Origin of the sequence: Pseudomonas fluorescens (assembly GCF_902497995.1) — a bacterium.
Lineage (GTDB): Bacteria > Pseudomonadota > Gammaproteobacteria > Pseudomonadales > Pseudomonadaceae > Aquipseudomonas > Aquipseudomonas fluorescens_BK.
Genome location: NZ_CABVII010000016.1, coordinates 12,571 through 38,264 on the forward strand (window position 1 = coordinate 12,571; position 25,694 = coordinate 38,264).

At 57.0% G+C, this 25,694-nt stretch carries 21 protein-coding genes and 1 pseudogene; 9 read left to right on the forward strand and 13 right to left on the reverse strand.

Features of this window, described 5'->3' with window-relative positions; translation table 11 throughout:
- Positions 1–2: 2 nt before the first annotated feature.
- Positions 3–1,655, reverse strand: coding sequence for a DUF1302 domain-containing protein (locus F8N80_RS18835; protein ID WP_150784442.1), 1,653 nt, complete (start codon positions 1,653–1,655; stop codon positions 3–5).
- Between the two features lie 265 nt (positions 1,656–1,920).
- Between F8N80_RS18835 and F8N80_RS18840 the strand changes: the two genes are divergently transcribed.
- Positions 1,921–2,607: a GntR family transcriptional regulator gene (locus tag F8N80_RS18840; RefSeq protein WP_150784443.1), complete on the forward strand. Its 687-nt coding sequence runs from the start codon at positions 1,921–1,923 to the stop codon at positions 2,605–2,607.
- A gap of 80 nt (positions 2,608–2,687) precedes the next feature.
- On the opposite strand, the gene F8N80_RS18845 is transcribed toward F8N80_RS18840, so the two are convergent.
- From F8N80_RS18845 to F8N80_RS18855, 3 genes are all read right to left on the reverse strand, one after another.
- Positions 2,688–4,328, reverse strand: a complete 1,641-nt coding sequence (locus tag F8N80_RS18845) for a bifunctional 3-(3-hydroxy-phenyl)propionate/3-hydroxycinnamic acid hydroxylase (protein ID WP_150784444.1) — start codon at positions 4,326–4,328, stop codon at positions 2,688–2,690.
- A 102-nt stretch (positions 4,329–4,430) separates the two neighbouring features.
- Positions 4,431–4,991: a VOC family protein gene (locus tag F8N80_RS18850; RefSeq protein WP_150784445.1), complete on the reverse strand. Its 561-nt coding sequence runs from the start codon at positions 4,989–4,991 to the stop codon at positions 4,431–4,433.
- 40 nt (positions 4,992–5,031) lie between these two features.
- On the reverse strand, positions 5,032–5,883 hold the full coding sequence (locus tag F8N80_RS18855) for a fumarylacetoacetate hydrolase family protein (protein WP_150784446.1): 852 nt from the start codon (positions 5,881–5,883) through the stop codon (positions 5,032–5,034).
- Between the two features lie 127 nt (positions 5,884–6,010).
- Here F8N80_RS18855 and F8N80_RS18860 point away from each other — a divergent pair, with 127 nt between their 5' ends.
- The 5 genes from F8N80_RS18860 (at position 6,011) to F8N80_RS18880 (ending at position 9,643) form a co-directional block, all read left to right on the forward strand.
- On the forward strand, positions 6,011–6,592 hold the full coding sequence (locus tag F8N80_RS18860; protein ID WP_150745235.1) for an amino acid synthesis family protein: 582 nt from the start codon (positions 6,011–6,013) through the stop codon (positions 6,590–6,592).
- Between the two features lie 58 nt (positions 6,593–6,650).
- On the forward strand, positions 6,651–7,766 hold the full coding sequence (locus F8N80_RS18865; RefSeq protein WP_150745236.1) for an alcohol dehydrogenase catalytic domain-containing protein: 1,116 nt from the start codon (positions 6,651–6,653) through the stop codon (positions 7,764–7,766).
- Positions 7,767–7,945: 179 nt separating this feature from the next.
- Entirely contained in the window at positions 7,946–8,386 is a 441-nt protein-coding gene (locus F8N80_RS18870; protein WP_224790713.1) for a cupin domain-containing protein, read from the forward strand.
- A gap of 36 nt (positions 8,387–8,422) precedes the next feature.
- The gene (locus F8N80_RS18875) at positions 8,423–8,995 is read left to right on the forward strand and encodes an NADPH-dependent FMN reductase (RefSeq protein ID WP_150784515.1); all 573 of its coding nucleotides are present in this window, start codon (positions 8,423–8,425) and stop codon (positions 8,993–8,995) included.
- 60 nt (positions 8,996–9,055) lie between these two features.
- Positions 9,056–9,643: a DUF1097 domain-containing protein gene (locus F8N80_RS18880; RefSeq protein ID WP_224790714.1), complete on the forward strand. Its 588-nt coding sequence runs from the start codon at positions 9,056–9,058 to the stop codon at positions 9,641–9,643.
- Here the strand turns inward: F8N80_RS18880 and F8N80_RS18885 are convergent.
- The 9 genes from F8N80_RS18885 to dgt all read right to left on the reverse strand — a co-directional run bounded on the left by F8N80_RS18885 (position 9,630) and on the right by dgt (position 22,965).
- Entirely contained in the window at positions 9,630–11,033 is a 1,404-nt protein-coding gene (locus tag F8N80_RS18885; RefSeq protein ID WP_150784448.1) for an MFS transporter, read from the reverse strand. The genes F8N80_RS18880 and F8N80_RS18885 overlap by 14 nt on opposite strands.
- A 435-nt stretch (positions 11,034–11,468) precedes the next feature.
- Positions 11,469–12,164 carry a phosphoribosyltransferase gene (locus F8N80_RS18890; RefSeq protein ID WP_150784449.1) on the reverse strand — a complete coding sequence of 232 codons (696 nt, stop codon included), beginning with the start codon at positions 12,162–12,164 and terminating at the stop codon, positions 11,469–11,471.
- 179 nt (positions 12,165–12,343) lie between these two features.
- Positions 12,344–13,258 carry a hypothetical protein gene (locus F8N80_RS18895; RefSeq protein WP_150784450.1) on the reverse strand — a complete coding sequence of 305 codons (915 nt, stop codon included), beginning with the start codon at positions 13,256–13,258 and terminating at the stop codon, positions 12,344–12,346.
- A complete protein-coding gene (locus tag F8N80_RS18900) occupies positions 13,248–14,534 on the reverse strand; it encodes an SEL1-like repeat protein (RefSeq protein WP_150784451.1) in 1,287 nt (428 codons plus the stop codon). Before F8N80_RS18900 ends, F8N80_RS18895 begins: the two co-directional genes overlap by 11 nt.
- On the reverse strand, positions 14,534–16,441 hold the full coding sequence (locus tag F8N80_RS18905; RefSeq protein ID WP_150784452.1) for a phospholipase D-like domain-containing protein: 1,908 nt from the start codon (positions 16,439–16,441) through the stop codon (positions 14,534–14,536). The genes F8N80_RS18900 and F8N80_RS18905 overlap by 1 nt, the downstream gene beginning before the upstream one ends.
- Positions 16,438–19,152: a type VI secretion system Vgr family protein gene (locus F8N80_RS18910; RefSeq protein ID WP_150784453.1), complete on the reverse strand. Its 2,715-nt coding sequence runs from the start codon at positions 19,150–19,152 to the stop codon at positions 16,438–16,440. The genes F8N80_RS18905 and F8N80_RS18910 overlap by 4 nt, the downstream gene beginning before the upstream one ends.
- A gap of 184 nt (positions 19,153–19,336) precedes the next feature.
- On the reverse strand, positions 19,337–20,689 hold the full coding sequence (locus F8N80_RS18915; RefSeq protein ID WP_150784454.1) for an MATE family efflux transporter: 1,353 nt from the start codon (positions 20,687–20,689) through the stop codon (positions 19,337–19,339).
- A 136-nt stretch (positions 20,690–20,825) separates the two neighbouring features.
- Entirely contained in the window at positions 20,826–21,521 is a 696-nt protein-coding gene (locus F8N80_RS18920) for a hypothetical protein (protein ID WP_150745242.1), read from the reverse strand.
- Positions 21,514–22,965, reverse strand: a complete 1,452-nt coding sequence (gene dgt / locus F8N80_RS18925) for a dGTP triphosphohydrolase (protein ID WP_224790715.1) — start codon at positions 22,963–22,965, stop codon at positions 21,514–21,516. The genes F8N80_RS18920 and dgt overlap by 8 nt, the downstream gene beginning before the upstream one ends.
- 496 nt (positions 22,966–23,461) lie before the next feature.
- Between dgt and F8N80_RS18935 the strand changes: the two genes are divergently transcribed.
- The 3 genes and pseudogenes from F8N80_RS18935 to F8N80_RS18945 form a co-directional block, all read left to right on the forward strand.
- The gene (locus F8N80_RS18935) at positions 23,462–23,734 is read left to right on the forward strand and encodes a hypothetical protein (RefSeq protein ID WP_150745244.1); all 273 of its coding nucleotides are present in this window, start codon (positions 23,462–23,464) and stop codon (positions 23,732–23,734) included.
- A 244-nt stretch (positions 23,735–23,978) separates the two neighbouring features.
- Positions 23,979–25,169 (forward strand): Fic family protein, encoded by a 1,191-nt coding sequence (locus F8N80_RS18940; protein ID WP_150745245.1) that lies wholly within the window; start codon positions 23,979–23,981, stop codon positions 25,167–25,169.
- 297 nt (positions 25,170–25,466) lie between these two features.
- Positions 25,467–25,667: pseudogene (locus tag F8N80_RS18945) on the forward strand (hypothetical protein); the annotation flags it as partial.
- Positions 25,668–25,694: the final 27 nt, after the last annotated feature.

Below are 25,694 nucleotides of genomic sequence, written 5' to 3' on the forward strand. Positions count from 1 at the left end.
GCTTAAAAGGTTCGCTGGATCGAGAACGCCACGAAGTCCCGGTCCTTCATGTTTTGCTGGTAGGTGTACGAGTTGGAGGTGTTGATGACCGGCCCGGCCTCACCGAAAAAGTTGGTGTAGGTCAGCGAGGCGTACCACTGTTTCTTGTAATCGGCCTTGAGGCCCAATGTCAGGTCCCCGCCGTGTTCCGGGCCGAATGCCTGGGGCGTGACCGAAGAGCGCCCGGACGGGTTGTAACCCACGGTGATCGGGGCCTGGACGTCGATGCCAGGGAACACCTGGAAGTACTGCGGTTCGAAGGTGAAGCGCAGCGCAAAAGCATCGCGCGTGGAGTTGGGCTCCAGCTGATCGGCATTTTTGGTCACGCTCAGCCGTCGGTTGAACGCCAGCTCACCGACGAACGAAGCACCGTCCCATAGCGCCGATCCGCCGTAGACATTGACCATCGACACCTGGGCATGCCACGAGCGGCCAATGGGGTATGCCGGGTTGGAATCGTTGTCCGAATCCAGACCGGTAATGATCGTGCCGCCGACGCCCGCCAACGGCGTATCGATCCGGATCGAGGTTTCACCGGCGATGTTGGCTTCGCCGACCAGGGTGCTGAAACTCGCGCCAAAGACCTTGACGTCCTCGGGATACACGTTGACGAAGGTGTCATCGGCACCAGGGACCAGCGCGGCCGGACGGAAGTAGAACACCGGGGTCTTTTCGTGGTACTTCGCGGCGTACAGGCCGAACTCCCAGTCCTCGACCGCGAATTTCAGTTGCGCGCCAAACTGCCCTGAATCCCTGGCATCGATGTCCTTGCCGTGACGCAGTTCACCGGTAGGGAAGAACACCCGCTCCCCGCCTTCGCCGACAAAATCCGCGCCGCTGAAGTAGCTGCCAGCCGCGGGAAGGCGTGTCTTGTTCCACTCGAACTGGTAGTAGGCGCCGACGCTGACCGTATCGTTCAGCTGCCAGTTGCCGGACACCTGCTGGGTGGGCATCAGGATTTCCTTGAACTGGGAGCTCGGTACCGATTGCAGCTTCACCAGGTCGACGGTGGACTGTGCATTGGCGATGCCGTTGGCGCCGAAGAACAGGCTTTCGCCATAGATCTGGGTGAACTGGCCGAGTCGTCCGGACAACGAGGTGGTACCGATTTCCCTGGAGCCATAGACAAAGGCATCGAGAATTTCGGTGTGCTGTTCGTGGATGCGCCGGGTGTCGCTGGTGAACTCGTCGTGCTCGACACTCAACGAGTTGGCGGTACCGGGTGAGTCGTTGTCGTTGTCATGGCTGTAGACATCGTCGTACCAGGAGGCGGCGCTGAGACGGGCACCGACGTCTTTGTACTTGATGTCGAATTCGGACATGACATCCAGGCGATTGGAGATGAGCCCGCGATCAAAATTGCGGTCACCGTCGTCCAGGTTGGGATTGCTGTTGGAGGTGCCAGGACCGACCGCGACTTTGTGATCGAGTGTGTTCACGCGCCAGGCGTTGCTGTACTTGATCGTGTTGTCCCAGGTCGCCGACAGATCAGGGTTGCCGGTGTCGATCGGGAAGGCATGCGTGGGCGTCGAGAGGCTCAACAACACCGTTGCACTGACGGTGCAGGCGATGCTGGAAACCGGCAACGGGCAGAGCCGCTGGTTGGCTGTTTTCATGAAGATGTTCCTGTTTTTTTGTTTTTGTAAAAAGGTCATCCATTCGCCGCATTGGCTGCGAATACCACCGGGCTGCGTATCGCTCGAAGCGTCTTCCTTGCCCTTCCTGCCAGCCTGATTATTTATGCGTAATTTTTCCTTTACTGCACTTAATCTCACTTTGTGCACAAAAAATAAGCCTGCGCAAATTCAATGTCAAGAACATTTGCACCAAACAACTTTTTGCGCATAAAATCCATTTAGTGCAAATTTCAGGATGCCCACCATGATTTCCTCCCCCAACAGTCCGCTGATCGAAGTCGCGTTGACCAAGATGAAAAAAGCGATTGTTTGTTGTGAGCTGGCCCCCGGCGAAAAACTCAAGGTCGCCGAACTGTCCAAGACCTACGGGCTCAGCAGTTCGCCGATTCGTGAGGCGCTCAATCGCCTGACCCAGGACGGCGTCGTCGAAGCCAGCGACAACAAGGGGTTCAGGGTGGCCCCGATTTCCACCACGGACTTTCGCGACATCACGCGGATGCGCTGTCTGCTCGAATGCGAGGCACTGGGTGATGCGATCAAATACGGCGATGACGCGTGGGAAGCCGATGTGCTGGGCGCGTTTCACCGCTTGAATCTGATCGAGAAAAAGCTCGGGAGTGGCGTGCTGGTGCTCGATGACGAGTGGTCCAACCGGCACAAGGGGTTCCACTTCGCGTTATTCGCGGCCTGCCCATCGCCGTTGATGCTGAAGATGATCGACTCGCTATTTGACCGGGCCGAGCGCTACAGACGTTTTTCCGCCAAACAGCGAATCCGGCAACGGCACAAGGGCAATGAGCATCAGGACCTGATGGAAGCTGCGCTGGCACGGGATTCCGACCAGGCGGTGACGCTGTTGCGCAATCACATCCAGGACACGCTGGAGCGCACCATCGAAGCGATCGAACGCCAACAGGCGACGATTCAATAAATCCCTCGCATTGGCAGGAAAAACGCCCTTCGCCTCGCCACTGCTTTCGTGGACAGCGCGAAGCGAAGGGCGGGTGCCTGTTACGGGTTCAAGCCTTGCGCAAACCTGAGCATCGGGTCGCTGCCATCACCCTGTGCAGCCTGCTCAGGCTTCTTGCACCACAGCGCAAGCTCCATGCCCTCCAGCAACTCCATCGCCCAGGCCACAGTGACCGCCCCGCCATACACGTAGTGATCCGGGCGCACGATGACCACATTGCAGCCCCGGCTCTCAAGCCACTGCGCCAATACCTCGTCAACTTCCTGATAGTCATCCGCCGTGCGTGGACCTGGCTGTTGCGGGCGGACCAGGCGCACGACATGGATCGGCAGCCCCTTGAGCGATTGACTGCTGCGCAGGCATCTGAGTAACGCGCTGGCGTCAAACCCGGGGGCAATGACCACCCGGAAGGACTGGCCGGTAAACTCGTCCAGCAGCGCCGTCTTCCCGGCGTGGTTGATGACCCTCGGTTGCGGGAACAGCTCGCCGGCGGGCGCGACCTGGGCGATAAACCCTTGAGACAACCCCGGAATCAGCGATTGCCTGATGATCCCGGCGGGGTTCTTCGTCATCTGCTGGATCAACCGCGTATCGCGCAGCGCCGCTTTCTCGCTGTCGCGTTCGCAGATCACTGCGCCAAACTCCTTGGCGGCCAGGGTGGTCTGGCGCACATGAGGTACCCGTTCAGTCTGATAAGTCGTGAGGAACGCCGGGGCTGCCAGCCCGCCTTTCACCAGCGCGAGCTTCCACACCAGGTTCAGTGCATCGCGGATTCCTTGGCACATGCCTTGCGCCAGGAACGGCGGCGTCATGTGCGCCGCATCCCCGAGAAACAACACCCGGTCGGACTGCCACTGCTCGAGGATCAGGGCATGGAATCGATAAGCCGACGCCCGCCATAGCTGATAGTCACCCACCGGCAACCAGCGCGAGATCAGCTTCCTGATCGCTTCGGGTTGGGAGATTTCCGACGGCTGTTCGTCAGGATTGATCATGAACTCCCAGCGCCGATGCTGACCGGGTCCGACGACAAAAGTACAAGGCCTGGCCAACTCGCAAAACTGCACGTTGGTCTTCGGCAGATGCTCGCCCGCCCCTTCATTGAGAATCACATCGACCACCAGCCACGGCTCGTCGAAGGCCAGATTCTCCATCTTCAGTCCCAGTCGGGTGCGGATCGGGCTGGTGCCGCCGTCACAGGCCAAGACATAGTCCGTGGTCACCGTGCGCACGGTGCCGTCTTTGGCCTGAATGCGCACAGCCGCTTGCGAGCCTGTGGAATCGACCGCCAGGACCTCTGAACCGAGCTCCACGGAGACCGACTTCAGATCGGCAATTTTACCGCGCAGGGCACGCTCGACCGGCGGTTGCGAGAACACATAGTTCGGCGCCCAACCCAGCGCAAAGGGAGGCTTGGCCGCATCGATGCGCTTGATCAGCCGGGAATCGGTGGTTCGGTACTCCGAGGGCCGATAAGGCATCACATGCTCGGCGATCTCATCGGCCAGGCCGATATTGCCGAAGACCCGCATCACTTCGTGGTCGAGACCCATGGCCCTGGGGTTGGTGTACACCGTCTCGGACTTATCCACGACGAGGGCCTTGAGCCCCCACATGCCGGCCAGATTTGCACACAGGGCACCCACCGGCCCCATTCCAACAATGATGACATCGTAGTCCATCGTCTACTCCGCTTTTTGTTTTTATTCATCGCGATTTCTGGCTGATGAACAGGCATGTGCGCGCCCATCAGCCAGGCTTCAACAGCCCCGGGGTGGGCGCTGTCAGCCGATTCGAACCCGCTGCGCTTCGATCTTCGCCCGAATGGAATTTTTCCACTCCTCTCGCGTCTGGAAACCGGGACGGCGCCTGCACATGGCTTCGGTTTGCGCCAGGATGACCTCGCTCGGCAGCTCGAGATCCAGGGGTTCCTTGCAGGGTTGTGCGGTGTAGAACGGTGCATCGACATACATTTCGATGGGATTGCCTTCAGGGTCTTTGAAGTACATCGACCAGGCGTTGCCGTGGTCCACCTGGGCAATCCCTTCGATGCCGCTGCTTTTGGCGAATTGGTAGTAAGTCTTCAGGTCATCCAGCGAGTTCAGCAGAAACGACAACTGATTGATCGGGTTGAAGGGCAGGTCCACCGGTTTGCCGTCGAAAAGCACGACTTGGTGATGCAACTCGGGGTTCTGCGTCATGAAAAACAGCCGATGCCCCGTTGAGGCGACACCTTTGTCGCTGACGATGAAGCCCAGGGTACGGCAGTAGAAATCGACCATGCGATCGAGGTCGGCGCAGAACACGCCGGAGTGGGTGAAATTGATAGTCGGTAATGCGGGCATCTGGAACCTCCAGTTCTTGTGATTGTGTAGAGGACAACGCTCAGGCTTCGTCAATCACGCCGTTCGATAGCGTGCCGATCTCGGTAATGACCACTTCGAAAACGTCACCGGGCTTGAGGAAGATCGGTGGATTGCGCTTGAAGCCGATCCCGCTCGGCGTACCGGTGGCCAGAATGTCGCCCGGGTTCCACGACAACGCCTTCGACACGTAGGAAATCAGATGCGGAATGTCGAACGCCAACTCTGAAAGACTGCCCTCCTGCAACTGCTCGCCATTGAGTACCCCTCGTACCACGAGCTTACGGTAATCGGAAATTTCCGCAGCAGGAATGAGCCAAGGGCCCAACGCTCCGGTTTTCCTGAAGGTTTTGCCCATGCCGTACTGGTGCGTATGGAATTGCCAATCGCGAACGCTGGCGTCGTTGAAGCAGGTGTAACCGGCGACGTGGTCCATCGCATCGGCCGGATCGATATGCGCGCCACCCTTGCCGATGACCACCGCCAGCTCGGCTTCGAAATCGAATTGCTCTGACACCTGCGGCCGCACCAGCGGTTCTCCGTGGGGCAGCAGGGTTTCGGCAAAGCGCTGAAAAATCACCGGGAACTCCCCGACCTTTCTGCCGGCCTCTTCGGCGTGGGCCACATAGTTGATACCGACACAAATCACCTTTCCGGGATTGGGGATCACGGCCTCCAGTTCGATGCTGGAAAACGCGTAGTCGGACTGTGCGGCTTCTACTATCTGTCGGGCCTCCTGCATCAGGGCCGGGTCGGCCAGAAAGGACGCGAGATCCGCCGCCTGTGTAAAGCGGCGGGTCAGCTCGACCACCCCGTCGCCGATCACGGCGCCGTAATGCGCCTTGCCCTCTTTGCGGTACGAAATCAGCTTCATGTTCTTCTCCTGTTTTTTTGTGCACAAAAACTAATTCCTTGCACCATACATCATTAAATGCATAATGTGGAAGACCGGTTCAAAAAAATAACGAGCGACGCAAGGCGCTCGGTTCAGGAGATAAGGCATGTCGCTGGTAATGATTCGCAAGGTCAAACTGGACGTCGAAGAAGTGTTCCACGAAGGCGGGCCGCGCTCGTCGGCCCCGCTCAGGATTGCGGTCGCCACCGCTGTGGTCGCCAACCCTTACGCAGGTCAATATGTCGAGGATCTGCTGCCGTTCATGCAGGCATTGAGAGGGCTGGGCGCGCAACTGTCCGAGCAGTTGATCCATGCACTGGGCGGCGTCAAACAGGTACAGGCCTATGGCAAGGGTGCCATCGTCGGCGAAGACGGCGAGCTGGAACACGGTGCGGTCTGGCACGAAGCCGGCGGCTGGGCCATGCGCGAGGCCCTGGGCAACCCGAAGGCGATCGTGCCGGCGGCGAAGACCATCGGTGGCCCCGGTTGCCGGGTGATGATCCCGCTCGGGCACATCCAGGCGGCCTATGTGCGCAGCCACTTCGGCGTGGCGGAAATGACCGTATGGGACGGCCCTCGTCGCGGTGAAATCGCCTTCGGCCTGGCCATGGCCACGGGCGGGCGGATTCATGCGCGACTCGGCGGCCTGGCCGCCACCGAAGTGAAGGGCGAAGACGGCCTGCGTTAAAGCCGAAGATTTGAAACGTGCACCCACTACAAAAACAATATGTGTGTTGGAGAACATCATGACTGCAAAAACTATGCGCGCCGCACGTCTGTATGAAGGCGGTCAACCCATGGTCATCGAACAAGTGCCCGTCCCCGGGATCCGTCCGACCGAGGTGCTGGTTAAGGTCAAGGCCTGCGGGATCGTGCCGAACCTGCACAACATCCTCACCAACTGGGTCAAATGGTTCCCGCAGAACCCGTTGCCGAAACTCCCGGCGATTTTCGGGCTGGACCCTGCAGGCGTCGTCGAAGCCGTCGGCGCCCAGGTCTACGACTTCAAGGTCGGCGACCGGGTCTACGTCAACCCGGGCCGCCATTGCGGTTCATGCCGGGCCTGCCGCGCGGGCAACACCATTGCCTGCAGTGCCTATACCTTCAACGGTTATTTCGGCTTCACACCGAAAAGCCCGCGCATGTTCGAAGACTACCCCTACGGCGGTCTTTGCGAGTACATCCCTGCCCCGCAATACAGCCTGGTGAAACTGCCGGACAACATCAGTTTCGAGACTGCTGCGCGCCTGGGTTATCTGGGCACCGCCTACAAGGCCTTGCTCAAGGCCAATGCTGGCCCCGGCAGCACGGTGCTGATCAACGGCATCAGCGGCACGCTCGGTTTGGGTGCGGTCGCCCTGGCGCTGGCCATGGGCGTGCGCAAAATCCTCGGCACCGCGAGAAACCAGGAGTTGTTCCAGAAGGTAAAAGACCTGGCGGCCCCGGGCCGGATCGAGATTCATACCCTCGGTACGCTTCCCACCCACGAATGGGCCTATGAAGTCACCCATGGCGAAGGCGTCGATGTGGTCATCGATGCGCTTGGCCCCGGCGCGCCACACGAGAGTCTGACCCAGGCTTTGAAGTCCCTCCACCGCGGTGGGCACCTGGTCAACGTCGGCGCCATCGCCGGCGAAGTCCCGATCGACCTGCACTGGATCATGGACAACGACATCCAGATCAGCGGCTCGGCCTGGTTCACCACCGGGCAAGGCCAGGCCATGGCGGACATGGTGGAATCCGGGGCGCTTGATCTCTCGTTCTTCGAAAACACCGCCTTCAGCCTGGAGGACGTCAACAGCGCCATCACCGGTATCGAAAACCGTCATGGCGGCTTCAGCAACTACGTCATCTGTCCTTGATTGAACCCGACCAGGGGAGTAGTCCCCCTCCCCTGGCCGGCTCTTTGACTGCTCGTTGAGTACTCCATATGAAGATAAGAAGAATCGTGACTGGCCACGACGAACAGGGTCACTCGGTGTTCGTTTCAGACGACTTTGCCCCAAGAGCCCAGTCCTTTACCTCGATACCAGGGCACGCCATGGCGCAACTGTGGACCACTCCCGCCCATCCGGCGCTCCTCGAACAATCGCGCGACCCAACGCTCGATCACGCCTCGCTGATCCCTTCTCAAGGCGGCACCAGCATCGCCATGTTCGATTTTCCACCCGACACCCTGATGCACAATCCAGTCGATGGCGTGCAGGCCTTTAACGAGCTGAGTGCCGCCCTGCCCGGTTTGATCGAAAGTTTCGAGCCGGAAAATCCGGGCATGCACACCACCGCCACCATTGACTACGGAATCATTCTGCAAGGCGAGATGTGGCTGGAGCTGGATAACGGTCAGAGCCGTCTGGTCAAGGCGGGGGACATCGTGATTCAAAACGGCACACGGCACGCGTGGCGCAACAAAAGCGAGCGGATTGCCCGGGCTCTGTTCGTGATGATAGGGGTGTTACCTTCAGAGAAACAGGCGCTGTAGTTTTTGTTTGTTCATCGCTCTGACTCAAGGAATTTTATGGCCACCGTCGCTTATCGCCTGCTTGGAATTTCCGGCAGCCTGCGTTCACAGTCAACCAATACAGCGGTACTCAAGGCACTCGCCAGTCGATTGGGTGATCGAGCGACCATGAGCCTGTTTTCCCTGAACGATATTCCCCTTTACAACGCAGACCTGGAAGCAGAGGCATTGCCTGCATCGGTGGCGGCGTTGAAAGAGGCGATATCCCAGGCCGCTGGCTTGATCATCTGCTCGCCTGAATACAACTACGGCACCTCCGGCGTACTGAAGAATGCGCTGGACTGGGCTTCTCGCCCCGGTTTCAATTCACCGTTGAAAAACAAACCCGTGCTGATAATGACCTCCTCGCCCGGCGTGCTGGGCGGGGTGCGCGCTCAATCTCAACTGCGTGAAACGCTTTCGGCCACGTTGTCCAGGGTCGTTTGCAGTCCGCAGATCGTCATTCCTGGGGTCAATCAAAAAATCCAGGACGGCCACTTCGTCGACGAAACAACCATCGAGTTCATGCTGGCAGCTGTCGATCATCTGGTGGCCGAGATCAGGATGTTGGCTAGCGGTCCAGTCTCATAACAGTGGCAAGACGAAGCCCGACGGCTTCCCTCTACAAACCAACGATAAGGTGACATTGCCATGACCCAATCCATGAGCATGAATCAATTCAAGGCCATTTTCGGCGAGTCGATCGTGGCCTGCCTCGCAGCTACCGTCTGTGCACTGTTGATCGAAGGCCCGGTCTGGGCCATGTTCATTGGATGGATCGCGTTTTTTACCCGCGGCATCACGGCGCGCGACGGGGTGATCAATCTGGCCTGTGTACTCATCGGCCTGGCCATCGGTATCGCGGCCGGCGTGGCCGGTGCCGCACTGGCGCCCCACCTCGGTGCCTGGAGCATCACCCCGCTGGTGCTGGTAGTGACGTTGATCGTGCTGTCCCTGCAAGTGCTGCCGGTGATCAATAATGTGCTGGCTTCCTTCCTGGGCCTGGTCGGCTACTTCGCCTCGCAGCTGCCGCCGACGCTCGACAGTTTTGTCGAGCTGTCCACGGCCTCGACGCTGGGCGTCGTCGCCGGATTATTGGCCAGCCTGGTGAAGAAACGCTGGAGCGGGCAGGCGGTCAACCGGGGTCGTCTCGATGAGCAGGCATCGTCCCCGCCCGCAGTAGTCGAAGGCTGCGATCATGGCACACCAGATCGAGCCGCCTTCCCTACAGATCGGTAATTTCCTTGTGGCGCGGCACCAGCACCTTCATCACGCTCCATGCCACCAGATAGGCCAGCGCACAGATGGCAAACATGATCATGTAGCCAGTATGGATATCGTTGATCGTTTTGTAATAGTCGAACACCCAACCGCCTAACTTGGTCATCGCGACGCCGCCCAAGCCGCCCGCCATGCCACCAATGCCGACCACAGAGGCGATGGATTTTTGCGGGAACATATCGGACACGGTCGTGAAGATATTGCACGACCATGCCTGGTGCGCCGAGGCACCCACGCCGATCAGCAATACCGGCACCCAGAAACTGATGTGACCCAATGGCTGAGCCAACAGCACCAGCAGCGGGAAGAGTGCGATCACCAGCATGGCTTTCATCCGACCGTCATAGGGCGCGTCGCCGCGTGCCATGAAATAGCTGGGGAACCAGCCGCCGCCGACGCTGCCCACCATGGTCATGCTATACAGCACGGCCAACGGCAACACGATGGCCTGGCCCTTCATGCCGTATTGCGCCGACAGATAGGTCGGCAGCCAGAACAGAAAAAACCACCACACGCCGTCGGTCATGAATTTGCCGAAGGCAAAGGCCCAGGTCTGGCGGTAGGTCAGCAGCTTGAACCACGATACTTTTTTAGCGGCGGCACCCGAGTCGGTGCCGGTGACCGCTTGCGCGCCCTGATCGCTGCGGATGTAGGCCAGCTCCTGCGCCGACAGGCGTTTTTGCTGCTCCGGTTTTTCGTACAGCGCAATCCAGACCGCCACCCAGACGAAGCCCAACGCACCGATCACGATGAACGCCGCTTCCCAGCCCCACAGGGCGGCAATCAGCGGCACGCAGATCGGCGCCAGGATCGCGCCCACATTGGCCCCGGAATTGAAGATACCCGTGGCGAAGGAACGCTCCTTCTTCGGAAAGTATTCGGCGGTGGCCTTGATCGCGATCGGGAAATTGCCCGCTTCGCCTATCGCCAGCACGGCGCGCGACAGCATGAAGCCGGCAATCGAGACCGGGATGACCGCGAGGCCCAACGCGCTGCTCAGGGCACCGATCCCCTCACCCATCGGCACCGCAAAGGCGTGCATGATCGCGCCGGTCGACCAGATGCCGATCGCTACAACATAGGCGGTCTTGGTGCCGATTTTGTCAACGAAGCGGCCGGCGAACAGCATGGAAATCGCGTAGACAAACTGAAAGACGGAGGCGATGTTGGCGTAGTCGGTATTGCTCCAGCCGAATTGCGTCGATAGATCCGGCGCCAACAGACTCAGTACCTGGCGGTCCAGGTAATTGACGGTGGTGGCAAAAAACAACAGCGCGCAAATGGTCCAGCGATAGTTGCCGACGGCTTGACCGACTCGTTTCGCGATGATGGGCTCGTTCAGATTCATAGCATCACTTTATTGTTGGATTATGCTGATGATTTCTCGGTTTCAAGCGAGGTCAATTGGGTCGTGGAGCATCACCAAACCGCGATCAATCCGCGATGTGCAGAGTGAAGCAGCCAGGATTCGAACCATTGGACGCGGTATTCAGGTAGGTGTGTAAATGCGCTGGATTCATGAGAGGTCGACACTTTTTTTATTTTTAGGGTATGAACAGGCAATGATTCGTCTGTCGTCGTACAACTGCGCTTTTTATATCGACTTAGGTACTCGATTGTCAATCTGAAAAAATAGCCGTTCGTCTCAATGGGTCCGGTGCATATGGCAATTTTATGCACAGGATGCTGTTTTTGCTGATGCTGTGTGGACTGACAATCCTTTGATTTGCAACTGTATTGCCAGGGGATGTCAGGCAATGTTGTACGATGACCATGCCACTGGTCACTCATGACCGGGAGGCTGTTGAGCGAGGTTGGACTCTCTCTGCCAGGCCCGCTGCAACAGCGTGATGACCTCTGCATCCGAGGTCTGGGAAAAATTCATGTACCAATGGCCGAGCGACATGAACCACTCCGGTACGACCGGACAGATCAGCTCATCCACCTCACTGCGCAGCGCCTCCGCCGTCTCGATCGGTGCCACTGGCACGGCGACAACAATGCGCGACGGCGCCTGCAGACGCACCGCGTGGATCGCCGCCGTCATCGAGGCGCCTGTCGCCAGACCGTCGTCGATCAGGATCACCACCTGATCCTTGAGTTGCACCGGCGCGCGCGTTCCCCGATAAGCCTGCTCACGCCGCAACAACTCCCGGGTTTCCCGTGCGACCACGCCATCGAACGTGGCCTGATCGATCGGGTGAGCCCGCAGTGCGTAGTCATTGAGGATCTGAATGCCGCCGCTGGCAATGGCGCCCATGGCGAACTCCTCGTTGGAGGGAGCCCCCAGCTTGCGCACCAGCATCAGGTCCAGGCGCACCTCCAGGGCCGTGGCCACTTCATAGGCCACTGGCACCCCGCCACGGGGCAAGGCGAGGACGATGACATCGGGTCTGTGCGCGTATTTCAGCAGCGGCTCCACCAGACGTCGACCGGCTGCGGCGCGGTCTTGCAAGATGAGTGGCGATGAGAGACTCATTTGAACGCCTCCTCAGGCGATCACGCCTGTTGGTTCACATCACGGGGTCGTCTGATGGATTGTCGGTCTGACGGTGGTTGGTATCAAGTTCAGGCTTGAGATCCCGACGAGCAAGAAAGCGGGTATACGGCACGCTAGATCTAGCATGATCTAGACCGATTCAAAACAACATAACCTCCTCAATACTTGTAATAACCATCGTAAAAATTAACATCCATCTCTATCGGCCAACCGCTGTCTTTATTGACTTCATAGAATTTTCCGCGGGTGTAAAGATAAATTTTATACCTCGTTATAAACATGAACATATCTGGCGAAACCATATTCGCAAAACGAACAACACCCATATTCTGCAGAAGAACCACATCACTTCCGACGCTTCCCAATATTCCTACAGATTTGTCGTGGTTAGATAGGAGCTCATCAATATTGGTGGGGCACGGTAACCAAGGCTCCGGACACCGTACAGGAGAGAAGGCGCGAAATTGATTCAAGTCGATATCCGTTGCCCACCCCCCAAAAAATATTTTTTTGCCGCTTCGTGACACGCTAAAATTCTTCCACCTTTCATCGTTTCCAAAAGGGAAAATAACTGAAAAATCATGCGGATTAGCTCCTGTGATTTTTCTGGTTCCATTATAAACTGCGGTCTCATCTTTCGCGTAATCTGCCAATTGCTTCTGCTGCCAGTCGACGAGTAGAGGTCCGCTGCCTTCCAGCGGTTGAAACGCTGGTGAGTACGCAGTGACTCTGCGCAGGTGACGCTCTTCAATATAATCGACTTGATTAGGCTCGGAAGTCAGGCACCTCCAAGAAAAGAGATTATGAAAAATCGCCCCAACGAATCTTAGACAGGGGGTACTTGTATATTCTGTTTTCCGCATCCAATAGACCTGCTTTTTTTTCACGACGTAATTGCTGGAAATAGGACGCAGGTTTGCAGTGCATCTACCCTGTGATTCATCAGTGTATTCGCGACAAATATCCTTGCTGGGATGGTCCCTGTTCAGGGCCTCCGACGGAGGAAGAGTTGGGCCATCACAACCGCCAAGTACCGCGCTTAGAACTCCTATCAGGCAATACTTAAGCTTCACCAAATAGTCTCCAACTGACGTTTTCCACTTGAGTCGTGATTCGGTCGGCGAACAAGAAACGGGTTTGGTACCTCGTGACCTCCTGGGTTGGCATCATCTCGCCCTGTTTGAAGCGCCGGATAGAGGTTCCCTGGAAGCGTGCGCGACTCTGGTAGAACGGTTCGGCTTTCCAGTAGCCTGTCTGCGGGCAAGCTTGGCCGCTCTGGCAAGTTGGCCAGGGGTATATGGCCTGGATGAAGGCGGGTGAGTCTGGCAATGGTCGACCGGTGGCGGGGTCGAGGCTCTTGGCCTTGGCCAGTTGATGGATCAGTGCCTCGCTGGGCTTTTGTGGTGGGACGTTGGCCAGGCGCGCTTCGAGCCATTGGAGTTTGCCGTCCCAGGCGGGCAGTTTGGCGGGTGGTAAGGGGAGGATTTCGTTGATTTCGGGGATGGTGGGGTTGGCGTAGGAGTAGTTTGCGAGGATGCGCCAGATTTTTTCGTAACGCTCGGCGCGTTCGAGGTCTTTCTGTTGGCCAAGATAATGCGACTGATTGGAAAGTGGAGGGTTAAGAAAACCTTTTGACAGGCGCGAAGCCGAGGTGCTTTCACCCGCAGCAACACCCATCTGTAGAACTTCGATGGCTTCGATGTATTTCTCTTCATCTCTCAAATAAATCGACAACATCGCCGCAGCCCTGCCATGCCCCTGCTCGGCAGCGCATCTGCGCATCTGCCGAGCAACGGCTGGAGCAATCTTTTTGGGTGCCAATATGTCAGCCACATAGTATTGCGCCTCAGCACTGCCTTGATCCGCAGCCTTGCGGTAGTAACGCAGTGACATTTCCGTATCTTGTTTCAGTCCGGCAGATCCTTTACTCAGAAAGTTGCCCACGAAGAAATAACCCGTGGCTACACCGGCATCCATCAGTTGCTGACTCATGCGCAAATGCTCCTCGCCACGGACGTTGAAGTGTCCACGCATTGCCCCGTTCTGGAGGTTGATATTGGCCTTGTAATGGTCATTCTCGCTGGCGATACGGTATAGCCGTTCAATTTCAGTGTCGACGCTTTTGTCCTGCTTGAGCTGGTTATTCTTCTGGAGCCAGCGTGCGTATTGGAATAGAACATCAGGCTCGGTTGGAGCCTCTGGAATTTTCTCGTGCACACAGCTGAAGGCCAACTTGGCTTTGATTTCAGTGAGCGGATTCAAGGGCTTGTCCTTCCTCGTGTTATTGAAGTCGCCGTCGAGATTGCAAGCGGCCAGTAACAGGCATGACAGCAAAAAGATGCGACGCATCAGTCGAGGTCCTTTCGCTTCTCTTCGCCGTAGTAGAATTCGACAAGGGAGGCGCTAGGCGTCTCCTCGTCTTCCTGGAATTTTTTATTGTCATTGATGATTTCCTGCCAGGCATCGAACGCCACCGCCGGATCATTTTGCGCCCCTCTCCCCTTCGTATGCAGATCCCACAACCGCCTACGCAATGCCCGCGTCACACTCGCCCACTCATGAGCAATATTCAGCTCACTATCGACCTGCATGCTGCGGGTGTTGATATTGGCCGAACCATGAGTAGTGAACACGTCGTTCACGATCATCAACTTGGAGTGGATGTACACCGACGTCCATTTTTTACCTGCGGGTGAGTCGGGGGCGACCAACGAGCACACATGGACTTTGAGCCCGGGGATTTTCAAGTCCGCAACAACGGCGTCCTGTTCGATCGCCTCGATCTGCTTCTTGAGCGCGTACTGCCGCCACGCATTGGACCTGGCGGTGTCCCGTTGAGCCTCCCTGGCTTTGTCGTTGATATCGGTTGCTCCCAACGCATCAGTGAGACTGGTCAGCGTGAGCAGGGCCTGTTTTTCGACGAGTTCTCCCAGGGTGGGCGCCAGTGCCGCTGATTGGGCTTTTGCTCTCTCGATACGTTGCAGCTTCGTTAGTTTCGGAATGGTGTCGCCGCGTCCGAGGCTTTCGAGCATGCGTTGAGTGTTCATGGCGCCCGGGCCGATGCCGGACTTGGAGGCATTGGTAATCACGAACAGATGCAAATGGCCGTGTTCCCCAGGATCCTTCCCTGCCTCGGTATGGCGTTTGGCGACGGTTTTGATCAGCTCGGCCAGTGGGGGCCAGCGAAAATACTGATTCTCGATGTAGATGAACTGGGTCGCGTTGTTGACGGCTTGCAGGTAGAGCCGTTCGATATCGCGTTTGCCTTCCTGGGGCTGAGTACGCACGAGCTGCGCCAACTGGCGGATTTCACCGGCGGTGCATTGGAGTTTTGGTCCCACCTGCATGGCCTGGCGGGACGCAAGCAAGTCCTCGCCGGTTTCTTTGCGCCAGGCGGTGGCGAAGTTGTGGTGCAAGTGTTCCAGAATCGGCCCGCTGACCTGGCTGGAGATGTCCTGACGGGGGGTATCGCCGCGCGGGCCGGCGTTGGGTTCAGGTTTGTCGCCCTTGTCGCGCTTCAGCGCCGAGTGGTCGTCGGTGTCCCAGTATTCGTCGAGCATGTTATGGCCCATGACGAAACCGACGGCGCGATCCGCCAGATCGTAGTCCACCAGGACAGTCTTTTGATGGTGGGTGGCCGTCGCCGTCAGCGTGGCAAGCGTAAGTGGGCTGAGCTGCGGGTCTAGACTTTTGTATTTCGCTTGATGGGCCACTTCGGCCCTTTCAAACAGGTTGAAGCCGCGACTGACAAATACGGGCACGTTGCGAGCTACGCGGATGGCAGGGGCCAGGTGACCGGTGAACGCGCATCGGGCAAACCATTCGCGATCCTTGGCGTACTGGTCATCCGTGGAGGGTTGCATTGCCCGGTCCATGATGCGGAATGGACCTTTACCGGGCAAATTGGCCTCGTCGCCCACACCGGCGGTATTGAACGGCATCTCCCAGCCTAATATACGAACCTCAACACCTGCCTTGGCTTTGTCCATGAGCAGCGCGCCGATGTTCGGCGCCTTGGGATCGTCGCGGATAAAGTACATCGACGGCTGAAATCCCCAGCAGATGATGTCGATGGATTTCGTGGCCGCCGCGATAGCCAGGTGCACGGCCTTGAAGGTTTCTTCGCCATTGATCAAGGGACGGTAAGTGGCCTTCACTGGATGGTATTCGGTGTTCTGCACATACCAGGGTGAGATGCAGGTCACCTCGTTGGTGTGCTGCAGCGCTACGGGTGAGACGATGTCGGGGTGATTCATTGTGTGCTCCCTTCCTGGTCACTGGTTCCTTCAATAACCGCTGCATACAGCGCACGGTGGTCGGTGTGTGAAGTCGGCTGGCTCACCTCGGGGTCGGTTTGCGAGGGGTGGTTTTGCAGGCCTTTGTTGGCCAGGTGCGCTTGTTCGGCGTTGCGGTAGTCGCTGGGCACTGGAATCTGGTAGCGCAGGCCGTTGGCTAGATCCAGGCGGTAACCGCGGGTCACGACTTGATGGTCGATCGACAGCTGACCGGTCTTGTCCAGCACGCCTCGCTGGAGCAACGCGCTGTCGGCGTACAGCGTGTAGGGCATCCCCGCCCAGCCTTGGTCGGGAGCGTTGGGGGCTTGCGGTACACTGAGGCGCAAGATTTGTTTGGCCAGGCTTTGCGAATACTCCGGATGCGTGGCCTTCATGCTGGCGGGGCCGCTGTAGTTGAAATCCGCCGACTTGATGTTGAAATCGCCCGCCGTGCCGCATTCGATGCTGTACGGGTCGAGGGTGATGTAGCTGCCACCGGCGTTGAGGGTGATTTTCTTCTTGGCGGTGATGTGGATTTCGTCTTCGGTACTGCTGATCGCCAGGCCGTGACGGGCCATCAACTCCAATTTGTCGTTCTGCGCCTGGACGCTCACCGACCCGTGGTTGGCAATCAGCTTGATGCCCAGCTTGCGCACGAACACGCTCAAGCCCTGCCCCACCCCGATGAACAAGCGCTTGACCACGCTGAGGTCCGCTTCGCCCCCGGCGTTGAGCATCAGGTTGTTTTGCGCCGCCAGTTGCAGGTGTTTGCCGCTGGTGAGGGCGATGCCTTGGGGCGCGCTGAGCAGCAGCACTGACGACTTGAGTTGCTCCAGGTCTTGCCGGAGCAGGTTCAGCTGCGCGGTTACGTCGGCGGGATCGGCGTTGGCGGCCTGGGCATCGACAGAGAGTTGCTGCAGTTGTTCGCCGGCCTGTTGCAGGCGGCCGATGGCCGTGCTCATTTCCAGGACCGGCCCCTGCGCCTTGGCCTGTTCCTCGGCACTGATGAACAACCCCTTCCCCGCCCGAATCGCCCCCCAACCATCGGTGCGCAGCTCAAACCCTTCGCCGCGTTTCTGCTGCTCGGCATCCACCAAGTGCCCGAGGTTGAGCTGGCTCTTGCCGCTGTGCTCGGTACTGAGCTTGACGTGCTCCTCGCCGCGGGTGTCCTCCATCCGCAGCTTGTTGTTGGCCGGCGTGCGCAGCACGTTGCGTTTGTAATTGCGCGCACGCAGGGTCACGTGGTCCGGGTGCTGGCTGTCGTGCAGGGCGTGGGCGATGTAGGGGCGGTCCGGGTCGCCCTGTTCGAAGGCCACCGCCACTTCGGTGCCGGCGATCAGTGGCAGGTGCAGGCCGTGGGTGTCGCCAGCGTAGGGCCGGGCCAGGCGCAGCCACATGCTTTCCTGGCCGGGTTTCCAGGTGTCGCGGTCGAACAGGAAGTGCACCCGGTAGCGCCCTTCGACGTCGACTTCGGCGTAGGGGTCGTGTTTTTGCGGGTTGCTGACCCGGGCCGGGACGGTGCCGGCGATTTGTGGTTTGGCCAGCAGCGCTGGGCGGAAGCACACGCTTTCCGAATAGGGGATGGCCTGGAACCGGGCTTCGAAGCTGGCATCGCGGGCGGCGCGGGTGCGCAGGTGGGTGATCACCGTGCCGCGGGCGAAGGCCTGGGGCGCGCCGCCGGCGATGTTCAGCACTTGGCCGGGGGCCAGGGTCGGGCTGTTGCTGGTGCCGCTGAGGCGGGTCTGGTCGTTGAGGTAGCGCTCGTGTTGCAGGCGGGCGAAGAAGTAGCCGGTTTCCGGGGGCAGGTCTTCGTAGAACTGGTAGCGGTCGCCGAGGGCGGTGTAGGGTTCGGCGTAGTGGTAGGCCTCGCCGTAGGTGGTGGTCGCGCCACGGGTGTGGTCGATTTCGCCGTCCAGGTGGGCGCGGGCGTCACGGTGCTGGTAGGTGCGGATGTTGACCTGGCGTTCCACTATCTGGTGTTGGGTTTGCAAGGCCCAGACGCCGTCCTGCTCGCTGCTGCTCAGGCCAGCCGGTGAGTGGTAAGGCAGCTGGATGCCGGACTGGTAATGCAGCTGGTCGTCATGGAATTCGACGACGTCGAGGTGCAGGCGGTCGTCGCTGGCGAAGCGGTACCAGATGCCGACTTCGGCCAGCAGGCGGGCGATGAAGGCCAGGTCGCTTTCGCCGTATTGCATGACTTGCAGGCGCCGGGGGTACTTGCGCGTGAGCTTGAAGAAAAAATCCTCGCCGCGGAAATCGTGGCGGCTGCGCAGGATGTGTTCGACGATTTCCGGCACGGACTGGTGTTGATAGAGGCGGAATTGCTGGCCGCGGGCGAGCAAGGCCAGGCGCGGTTGCAGGGTGATTTCGTAGCGGGCTTCGTCGACGGAGCCGGACAGGCGTTTGAAGCCGGTCACCACGCCGTGCAGGGTGCGCAGCGGTTTGACCGGGAGGTCCCGGGTCAGGAAGGTGAGCGGGCGCAGTGGGGCGTGCAGGCTGAAGCGGGCGTCGCGGTTGAGCAACTGGTCGGCGGCGAGGTCCTGTTCGGTGCAGGTGAATTCGATGACGTAGTGGAAGGGCTGGCTGAGCTGTTCTTCGCCGTGGAAGGCCAGGACGTCGAGGGTGGCGTCGAAGTTATGGACGCTGAGTTTGTGCCGGCTGTGGTCGAAGAAGGTGCGTATGGGGTCGGGCATGGTCAGGCCTTCCTGGTCTGAATGTTGACGATCAGGAAGGGCTTGGCTTCCACCCTGGTCCTAGGGTTTGGAAGCTTTTACGATGGCGGCCACGGTTTAAATAGGGCGTTTCTGATGGGCGCGTAAGACGTTTCCGTATTTTCTGAAAACCGGTAAGTCAATTACTCCTGTCTGCGATGCCCTCCTACACCAACCGCTCAATTTTCTGATGCTGCCAAACCATCTTGTAATACGCCGTCTGCAACACCAGCATCCCCAGATACGCCACCGGAAACGCCATCCACACCCCCTGCAATCCAAAGTGCCCGTCCAGCACATACGCCACCGGCAACTGCACCCCGACCACGCAGAAAATCGAAATCGCCATCGGCACCAACACTGAGCCGCTGGCACGCATGATGCCGCCGATGATCGCCTGGAAACCGAACACCAACAGGCTCCAGAGCATGATGTGCAGCAAGTACTCCGCCTTCGCCCGGGTGGAATCATCCGTAAGGAACAACCCAAGCAACCAGTGCGACAACAGATAACCCAACACCACCAACCCACCAGTCAGGCACACATTGATCAACAGCCCCGTGCGCAAAATCGGCCCGATACGCTCGATGCGCCCTGCCCCGATCGCCTGGGCACCCAGGATCGACGCCGTGATCGCAATCGACAGCGCTGGGAACTGTACATAATTGACGATCTGCGTCACCGCCCCATACGCCGCCGTCGCCTGGGAACCGTGCTGATTCACTAGCGCCAGAATCACCAGCTCCGACGCTGACAACACCACCATCTGCAACCCGGTCGGCAACCCGATGCGCAACACCTTGCCAAGAATCACCAAGTCCAGGCGCATCGCCGCAAACATCTCCCGATCCGGCGCCAACGGATGCCCCTTGCTGATCAAGCGCCACGCCAGCCACGCCATCGCCGACAGGTTACCCACCAACCCCGCATACGCCGCACTCTGAATCCCCATCATCGGCAACCCCAGCCAACCGCGAATCAACGCCGGCGTCAGCGCCAGGCCGATACAGGTCGACACCAGCAACGCGATCAGCGGCGACACCGTATCGCTCACCCCGCGCAACAGTTGGGTAAAGAGCACGTAGACCAGCAGAGACGGCATGATCCACATCATCACCTGGGCGTAGACCACGGCGTCGTCCAGCACGTCGGCCGGAGTGCCCAAACCCTGCAGCGCTGGCCTCGCGAACACACTGCCCAATACCGCCGCCACCAAACCGATCATCGCGCCCAACAGCAAAGTGGTCGCGGCGATGGTTTTCACCAGATGCGTTTCGCGCGCGCCCCAGGCTTGGCCGATGAGCACGCTGGCACCCGCACCGAGGCCGATGACCAGGGCGATGAAGAAGAACACGATGGGGAACATGCCCGACACGGCTGCCAACGCCTGGGTGCCGAGCATCTGGCCGATGTAGATGCTGTTGATGGTGCCCGACATGGATTGGAGGAAATTGGAGAGGACCATGGGGGCGAGGAATAGGAGGTAGGTTTTCCATAGGGGGTTGGGTTGGATTCGCATAAATGGCGCCGAGTTATGTAGATATTGATCAGTTTACTGAGTCCACAGAGTCAGCCACATTGAAATTATCAGCCACTTTTCACACGAACCAATACAAAAAAAACAAACAATAAAACAACTAAAATACCAACCAGCACTACCAAATAGATAACTGAGGGTCATATCTAAAACAACCATCAGATTCTTTTAGCGAGTGCATATAGAGATTTTTAACATATGAATCTAAAGCGGGACTAATACCGCGACCAAAAAGTTCAGACAATACAAATTCCGCCAGTCCCGGAGCAATAAAAAGATCTTTTATCATTGCCATACGCACTGCTCTTATAGCCATCTGCCGGGGGCTTGGATTTTTTTTAAGGTTAATATCAAGCAACCGCTTCGACAGGTTCAACTCATAACTATCTGAAGCGCAGATTCGATAATCACTTATTTTAAAAAAGGCCGCATCCAAATTGAAAAAAGTCGTCTCAAGCAAGCTTTCAATGGAACAGCCTTCTACATGCCCCTCGCGTATAGCCCAAGTATCCTGTAGGGACCAAATATCAAAAAGCCGATTGGATACTGAAAAACGAAACCCTCCAAATTTATTTTTAATTGGTTGATGATTTTTTATTAATTTATAAATATCACAGGCTGGCGCTGTCGTAACCAAATCTATATCAGATGTAAAATGCCTTGCATCACTCAAGCCAAAATCTCGTACCATCCCTCCAAAAATAACAGTTTCCGGCAACTCGCGCTGAACATCATGGAGTATTACTTGCAACGGCGAACAATGTTCGCCACCGCGAGTAATATAACGCTTTAATTTTTTTTGAATGCTATGCATTTTTCACTTTCATCTTGAACGACGTTAACTCTTCTAGCAAATTCATCGCATAGGAGTCAGTCATTCCAGAAATCATATCGGTAAGTAGCAAAAACTGACGATATTTTACTGGAAGCTGTTTCACCTCATCAGCAGGATCATTATAAACCCTGCGATAACTCTCAGAAATTCTCGTATAAACATAACGATCATACGGATTTTTTGGTATATCTTTCTTTTTATTGGGATCAGTCTCTTTAATTGCGTCCCAAAAAATATCCATCAAACCCCTAATCGTGTTGTACCCCCTCAATTCAACCTCTAGTACTGTCCTGTGGACAAAAGCGTAGGTTCTGGAGAAATCACAAAGAGAGTCTCTCAATCGGCTAGCTCTAGAAAGTTCAAGAAGTGATAATTTCTCTGTACCGCCGACTAGACTCTTCTCATTTTTTAAAAAAGCCTCAGTCGCGGCATTAATCATTTCACCAATAGCAAATACGCGAAATCGCTGCATCGATACATCGTTAAGCTCGGCAGGAGACAAACCAGCCCCACGATACTCAGTGTGCTTCTCTTCTCCCAACAATACGACATTTCTAACTAGAGGGTCTGAATTCTCATGTTTCAAATGAGCCATTAAGTCCGAAAAAGACGCCAACCCTTTCTTGATAGCATCTTCTGCATCTAACACAGCATAAGCAATATCATCACAGGCTTCCATCAGATAGGCCATTGGATGACGCAGGCCCATTTCCAGACCAACTTCACCCAACACTTCCTTTGCAATTGATTCTTCCGAGTGAAAAAAACCATGTTTTTTTCTTGCAACACCAGCGCCTTTGTCGACACCCATCGAAGAGGTCGGATATTTCATCATCGCCGCAAGAGTTGCATAAGTCAGATCAAGACCAAAGTTATCATTTAGCAACTGCAATCTTGTGACGAGTCTAAATGTTTGGGCATTGCCTTCAAACTTCAAAAAATCTTGATATAAATTTTCTGGAATATCATCGCAGCACAAATCTTCTTTATTATCTCTGAACCAACTTTGAATTGCCGCTTCCCCTTGATGCCCAAATGGTGGGTTGCCAAGATCATGTACCAATCCTACCGCGGCTAATAATGCCGGGACAGTACGCTTAGCATCGGGAATATCCAGAAGTGATTGCAAATTATAGGCGAGGGTCACCCCAAGACTACGCGCAAGATTTGAAACCTCGTGAGAGTGAGTCAACCTATTTCTTATGCTGTCGTTTTTGTCGAGAGGAAAAACCTGGGTTTTGTCCGCCATTCGTCGGACCGGCGTACAAAAAAGAATTCTGTCGTGATCACGCTCAATTTGTGTCCGATATTCGATGTCCTTCTGCGGCTCACTCGCAGCAGAGGAATCCGACGCTTGGGCAGCTTTCTTACGACGATTCTCATTGAGAAGTGACGTCCATTTCGAATCCTGGTGCATGAGCATGAGGAGCTTTCCGTGTCTATGTTTTGGTTGAGAAGGAGGACGGGAGTAGTTTTGATGAAAAACGCTGAAATCATAGCTCAGCTGAGAGCCGCTTCACAGTGCTCGATGAGTGAATCACAACGGGGCTTTGTAACCGCCCGTGCAGTCTGCTATGGATGAAAAGTGGCTTTAAAGGTCCTAGGACGACCATAAAACTTCCTACATAAACCTCGGAATCCCTAACCTTGCCCGCCGTTCCGATGAAGCTTATAGTCCGTCCCGTCGCCCAAAATGGCGATTCAGGTTTGGCGACCTGACCACAGAGAATGCGAGGGCTCTACGCTTTATTGCAGGGGTCGTCGCACCCGCAAAGCCGCTGTTATGGCGGCTGTGCGCGGGAGACCTTCGGGTCTGCCGGTGTTCTCTGTGCCGGTTCGCCAACCTGCGCACAGCTGCCACCCAATCGTTTGGCGACGACTGAGTGACGGCCTTGAGCCAATCAAACAGAGATCTTCAAATGAATCGATACATGCCCCTCACCGGAATCGACCTGATCCCGGCCTCCCTGCTCATCGACACCCAAGCCCCCCTCGACGTCCTGCAAGCCATGGCTGACCATCGCATCCGCACGGTCACGCAAGTGCTGGAAAACATCGCGTACCGCGCCGAACTCGGCTGCGACACGGTGGTGCTGAAGGACTTTTCTCAGCTGTTGGCCATTCCGTTACGCGACGGCTGTGACTTGATGGACGTGATCGGTCGACGCTTGCGAGCGCAGGCGAAGGAGTAAGTAAAAACGGGCGCCTCAAAGGGCGCCCGTTTCTGCAATTGCGACCTGTGCGTAAACGCGTCTGAAGGATCCTTTCGTGAACCCATTGACCGAAGTCACCGCACAAAAAAAATGTGAAATAAAATGTGCAGAAAACTTCATTTAGAAAGTCTTTAAAACCTCTACAGGCCAGTAAATTAGCGCTTGTTCATCAAGCCAGAATGTGAAATAAAATGTGCAGAATTTGCGCACGGTACAGACCGGTATGTCCCTGATCACATCAAAATCCTGGCTCGACCCGATTCTCCCTGACGCATTGCCGCCGTCAATCATTGCTCTTGCAGACGCGTTGCCCAGGAAGACACAGTTTCTAGCTGGACGCCTGCCGCCTGAAACCGCTGCACGCCTCGGCCGTCTCCTGCAAATCACCAATACGTACTATTCGAACCTGATCGAAGGGCAATACACCGAGCCCGCCGATATGCAAAGAGCGCAAGCGGCGCCGGTCAAATACCGCAAACAGCTTAAAAACCTGGCGGTTGAACAGATGGCAGTGCAAGCATTGTTCGAACGGGCCTTGCGTCAGCGGGCGCCGTTTGCCTGGGGTGACATGTTTGCACCTGAGCTCGTGAGCACAACACACAAACGGCTTTTTCGGGGAGCCAGTGACACGGAACGGCTGTCAGATGGCTCAATCATGCAGCCCGGCATCCTGCGGTCCGGCACAGGCCAGAACGTCGTCGTGGGTAATCATGACGCACCGCACGCTTCAGCTGTAGACGGTATGCTTCAGCACCTTCAAGCAGGCTTCGGCCGGCAGACAGACCCGCGCCGTCAGCTCATTTCTGCGCTTGCCTACCATCATCGTCTCGCCTGGGTTCACCCCTTTGCCGACGGGAATGGTCGCGTTGCTCGGTTGGTCACTCACCTGCAATTAGTGAGTCTGGGGCTTAAGCCAACGCTCTGGTCACTGTCACGAGGCCTTGCAAGGCAGCATCAGAGTTACTACAGCGTTCTGACAATGGCGGACCGCCGAAGAGAGGGTGATCTGGATGGACGAGGCCAGCTGTCTCAGCGACGGTATTTCGAATTCATCGAGTTCATGCTCCAGGTTTGTCACGATCAGGTCGATTACATGACCGCAGCCGTAAACCCGTCCCAGCTTCGAGAGCGTGTGATACGCGCGTTTCGCTACAACGAGAAGCTTCAACAACAAGGCATTCGCCCGGAAAGTGCGCCAGCAATCGTTGCGCTGATCACCCAAGGAAGCCTGCCGCGCAACGAAATAAAGACCTTCACCGGCCTATCCTCACGCTTGGCAATCGATGAGCTTTCGCGACTGGTCAAAGTCGGCTTGGTGGAAAGTCGAACGCCTAAATCCCGGATCGTCACACCCGGCCTGCCCGCCTGGTTTGCCCAAGATATTTTTCCGGATTTACATCGACGGTTTCAATAGTCCACGCGAGTACACGCGCCCTCGAAGCCGGCCGCTGTGACCGTGGGGAGGAATCCGCGCCTGTTTCGGTATTTGGATAAGCGTGAGCGATGCCTGCTTTCGAAGCGGACTCACCAAGCGGCATTTTCTGCGGCACATTCCAGCGTCCTGCCTGCATTCCATATCGGTCCTACAGCAACCTCGGAAATCGCTCATATCGCCCATGAAGCGATAACTCTTATAGTCCACCCCTCGCCACCCGGCGATCAGGTTTGGAGACCCGCAGATTGGATCAGAAGCGTACATCGGTGAGTGCCCATGAAACTTCTTTTCGAAGGTGATCGCGGCAAGGCTCTCTGTGAGCATTGTCAGCAGGTTGTCACTACCACTTATGTCCGCCGGGGCGTCCCTTTCAGTGACGGTCAAGGCGAGGCCAAGCAGATTTTGGTTGGGGTTTGTGAGGGGTGTGACGCTGTCGTTGCAATCCCTGCGCAATCCACTCCGGCTATCAAGGAAGCGAATACCGTACAGCGGGCCTTTCTTGAA

Excerpts from the sequence above, each read along its gene's own strand:
- F8N80_RS18835 (WP_150784442.1), bottom strand. The coding sequence starts at position 1,655 with ATGAAAACAGCCAACCAGCGGCTCTGCCCGTTGCCGGTTTCCAGCATC.
- F8N80_RS18840 (WP_150784443.1), top strand. The coding sequence starts at position 1,921 with ATGATTTCCTCCCCCAACAGTCCGCTGATCGAAGTCGCGTTGACCAAG.
- F8N80_RS18845 (WP_150784444.1), bottom strand. The coding sequence starts at position 4,328 with ATGGACTACGATGTCATCATTGTTGGAATGGGGCCGGTGGGTGCCCTG.
- F8N80_RS18850 (WP_150784445.1), bottom strand. The coding sequence starts at position 4,991 with ATGCCCGCATTACCGACTATCAATTTCACCCACTCCGGCGTGTTCTGC.
- F8N80_RS18855 (WP_150784446.1), bottom strand. The coding sequence starts at position 5,883 with ATGAAGCTGATTTCGTACCGCAAAGAGGGCAAGGCGCATTACGGCGCC.
- F8N80_RS18860 (WP_150745235.1), top strand. The coding sequence starts at position 6,011 with ATGTCGCTGGTAATGATTCGCAAGGTCAAACTGGACGTCGAAGAAGTG.
- F8N80_RS18865 (WP_150745236.1), top strand. The coding sequence starts at position 6,651 with ATGACTGCAAAAACTATGCGCGCCGCACGTCTGTATGAAGGCGGTCAA.
- F8N80_RS18870 (WP_224790713.1), top strand. The coding sequence starts at position 7,946 with ATGGCGCAACTGTGGACCACTCCCGCCCATCCGGCGCTCCTCGAACAA.
- F8N80_RS18875 (WP_150784515.1), top strand. The coding sequence starts at position 8,423 with ATGGCCACCGTCGCTTATCGCCTGCTTGGAATTTCCGGCAGCCTGCGT.
- F8N80_RS18880 (WP_224790714.1), top strand. The coding sequence starts at position 9,056 with ATGACCCAATCCATGAGCATGAATCAATTCAAGGCCATTTTCGGCGAG.
- F8N80_RS18885 (WP_150784448.1), bottom strand. The coding sequence starts at position 11,033 with ATGAATCTGAACGAGCCCATCATCGCGAAACGAGTCGGTCAAGCCGTC.
- F8N80_RS18890 (WP_150784449.1), bottom strand. The coding sequence starts at position 12,164 with ATGAGTCTCTCATCGCCACTCATCTTGCAAGACCGCGCCGCAGCCGGT.
- F8N80_RS18900 (WP_150784451.1), bottom strand. The coding sequence starts at position 14,534 with ATGCGTCGCATCTTTTTGCTGTCATGCCTGTTACTGGCCGCTTGCAAT.
- F8N80_RS18905 (WP_150784452.1), bottom strand. The coding sequence starts at position 16,441 with ATGAATCACCCCGACATCGTCTCACCCGTAGCGCTGCAGCACACCAAC.
- F8N80_RS18910 (WP_150784453.1), bottom strand. The coding sequence starts at position 19,152 with ATGCCCGACCCCATACGCACCTTCTTCGACCACAGCCGGCACAAACTC.
- F8N80_RS18915 (WP_150784454.1), bottom strand. The coding sequence starts at position 20,689 with ATGCGAATCCAACCCAACCCCCTATGGAAAACCTACCTCCTATTCCTC.
- F8N80_RS18920 (WP_150745242.1), bottom strand. The coding sequence starts at position 21,521 with ATGCATAGCATTCAAAAAAAATTAAAGCGTTATATTACTCGCGGTGGC.
- dgt (WP_224790715.1), bottom strand. The coding sequence starts at position 22,965 with ATGCTCATGCACCAGGATTCGAAATGGACGTCACTTCTCAATGAGAAT.
- F8N80_RS18935 (WP_150745244.1), top strand. The coding sequence starts at position 23,462 with ATGAATCGATACATGCCCCTCACCGGAATCGACCTGATCCCGGCCTCC.
- F8N80_RS18940 (WP_150745245.1), top strand. The coding sequence starts at position 23,979 with ATGTCCCTGATCACATCAAAATCCTGGCTCGACCCGATTCTCCCTGAC.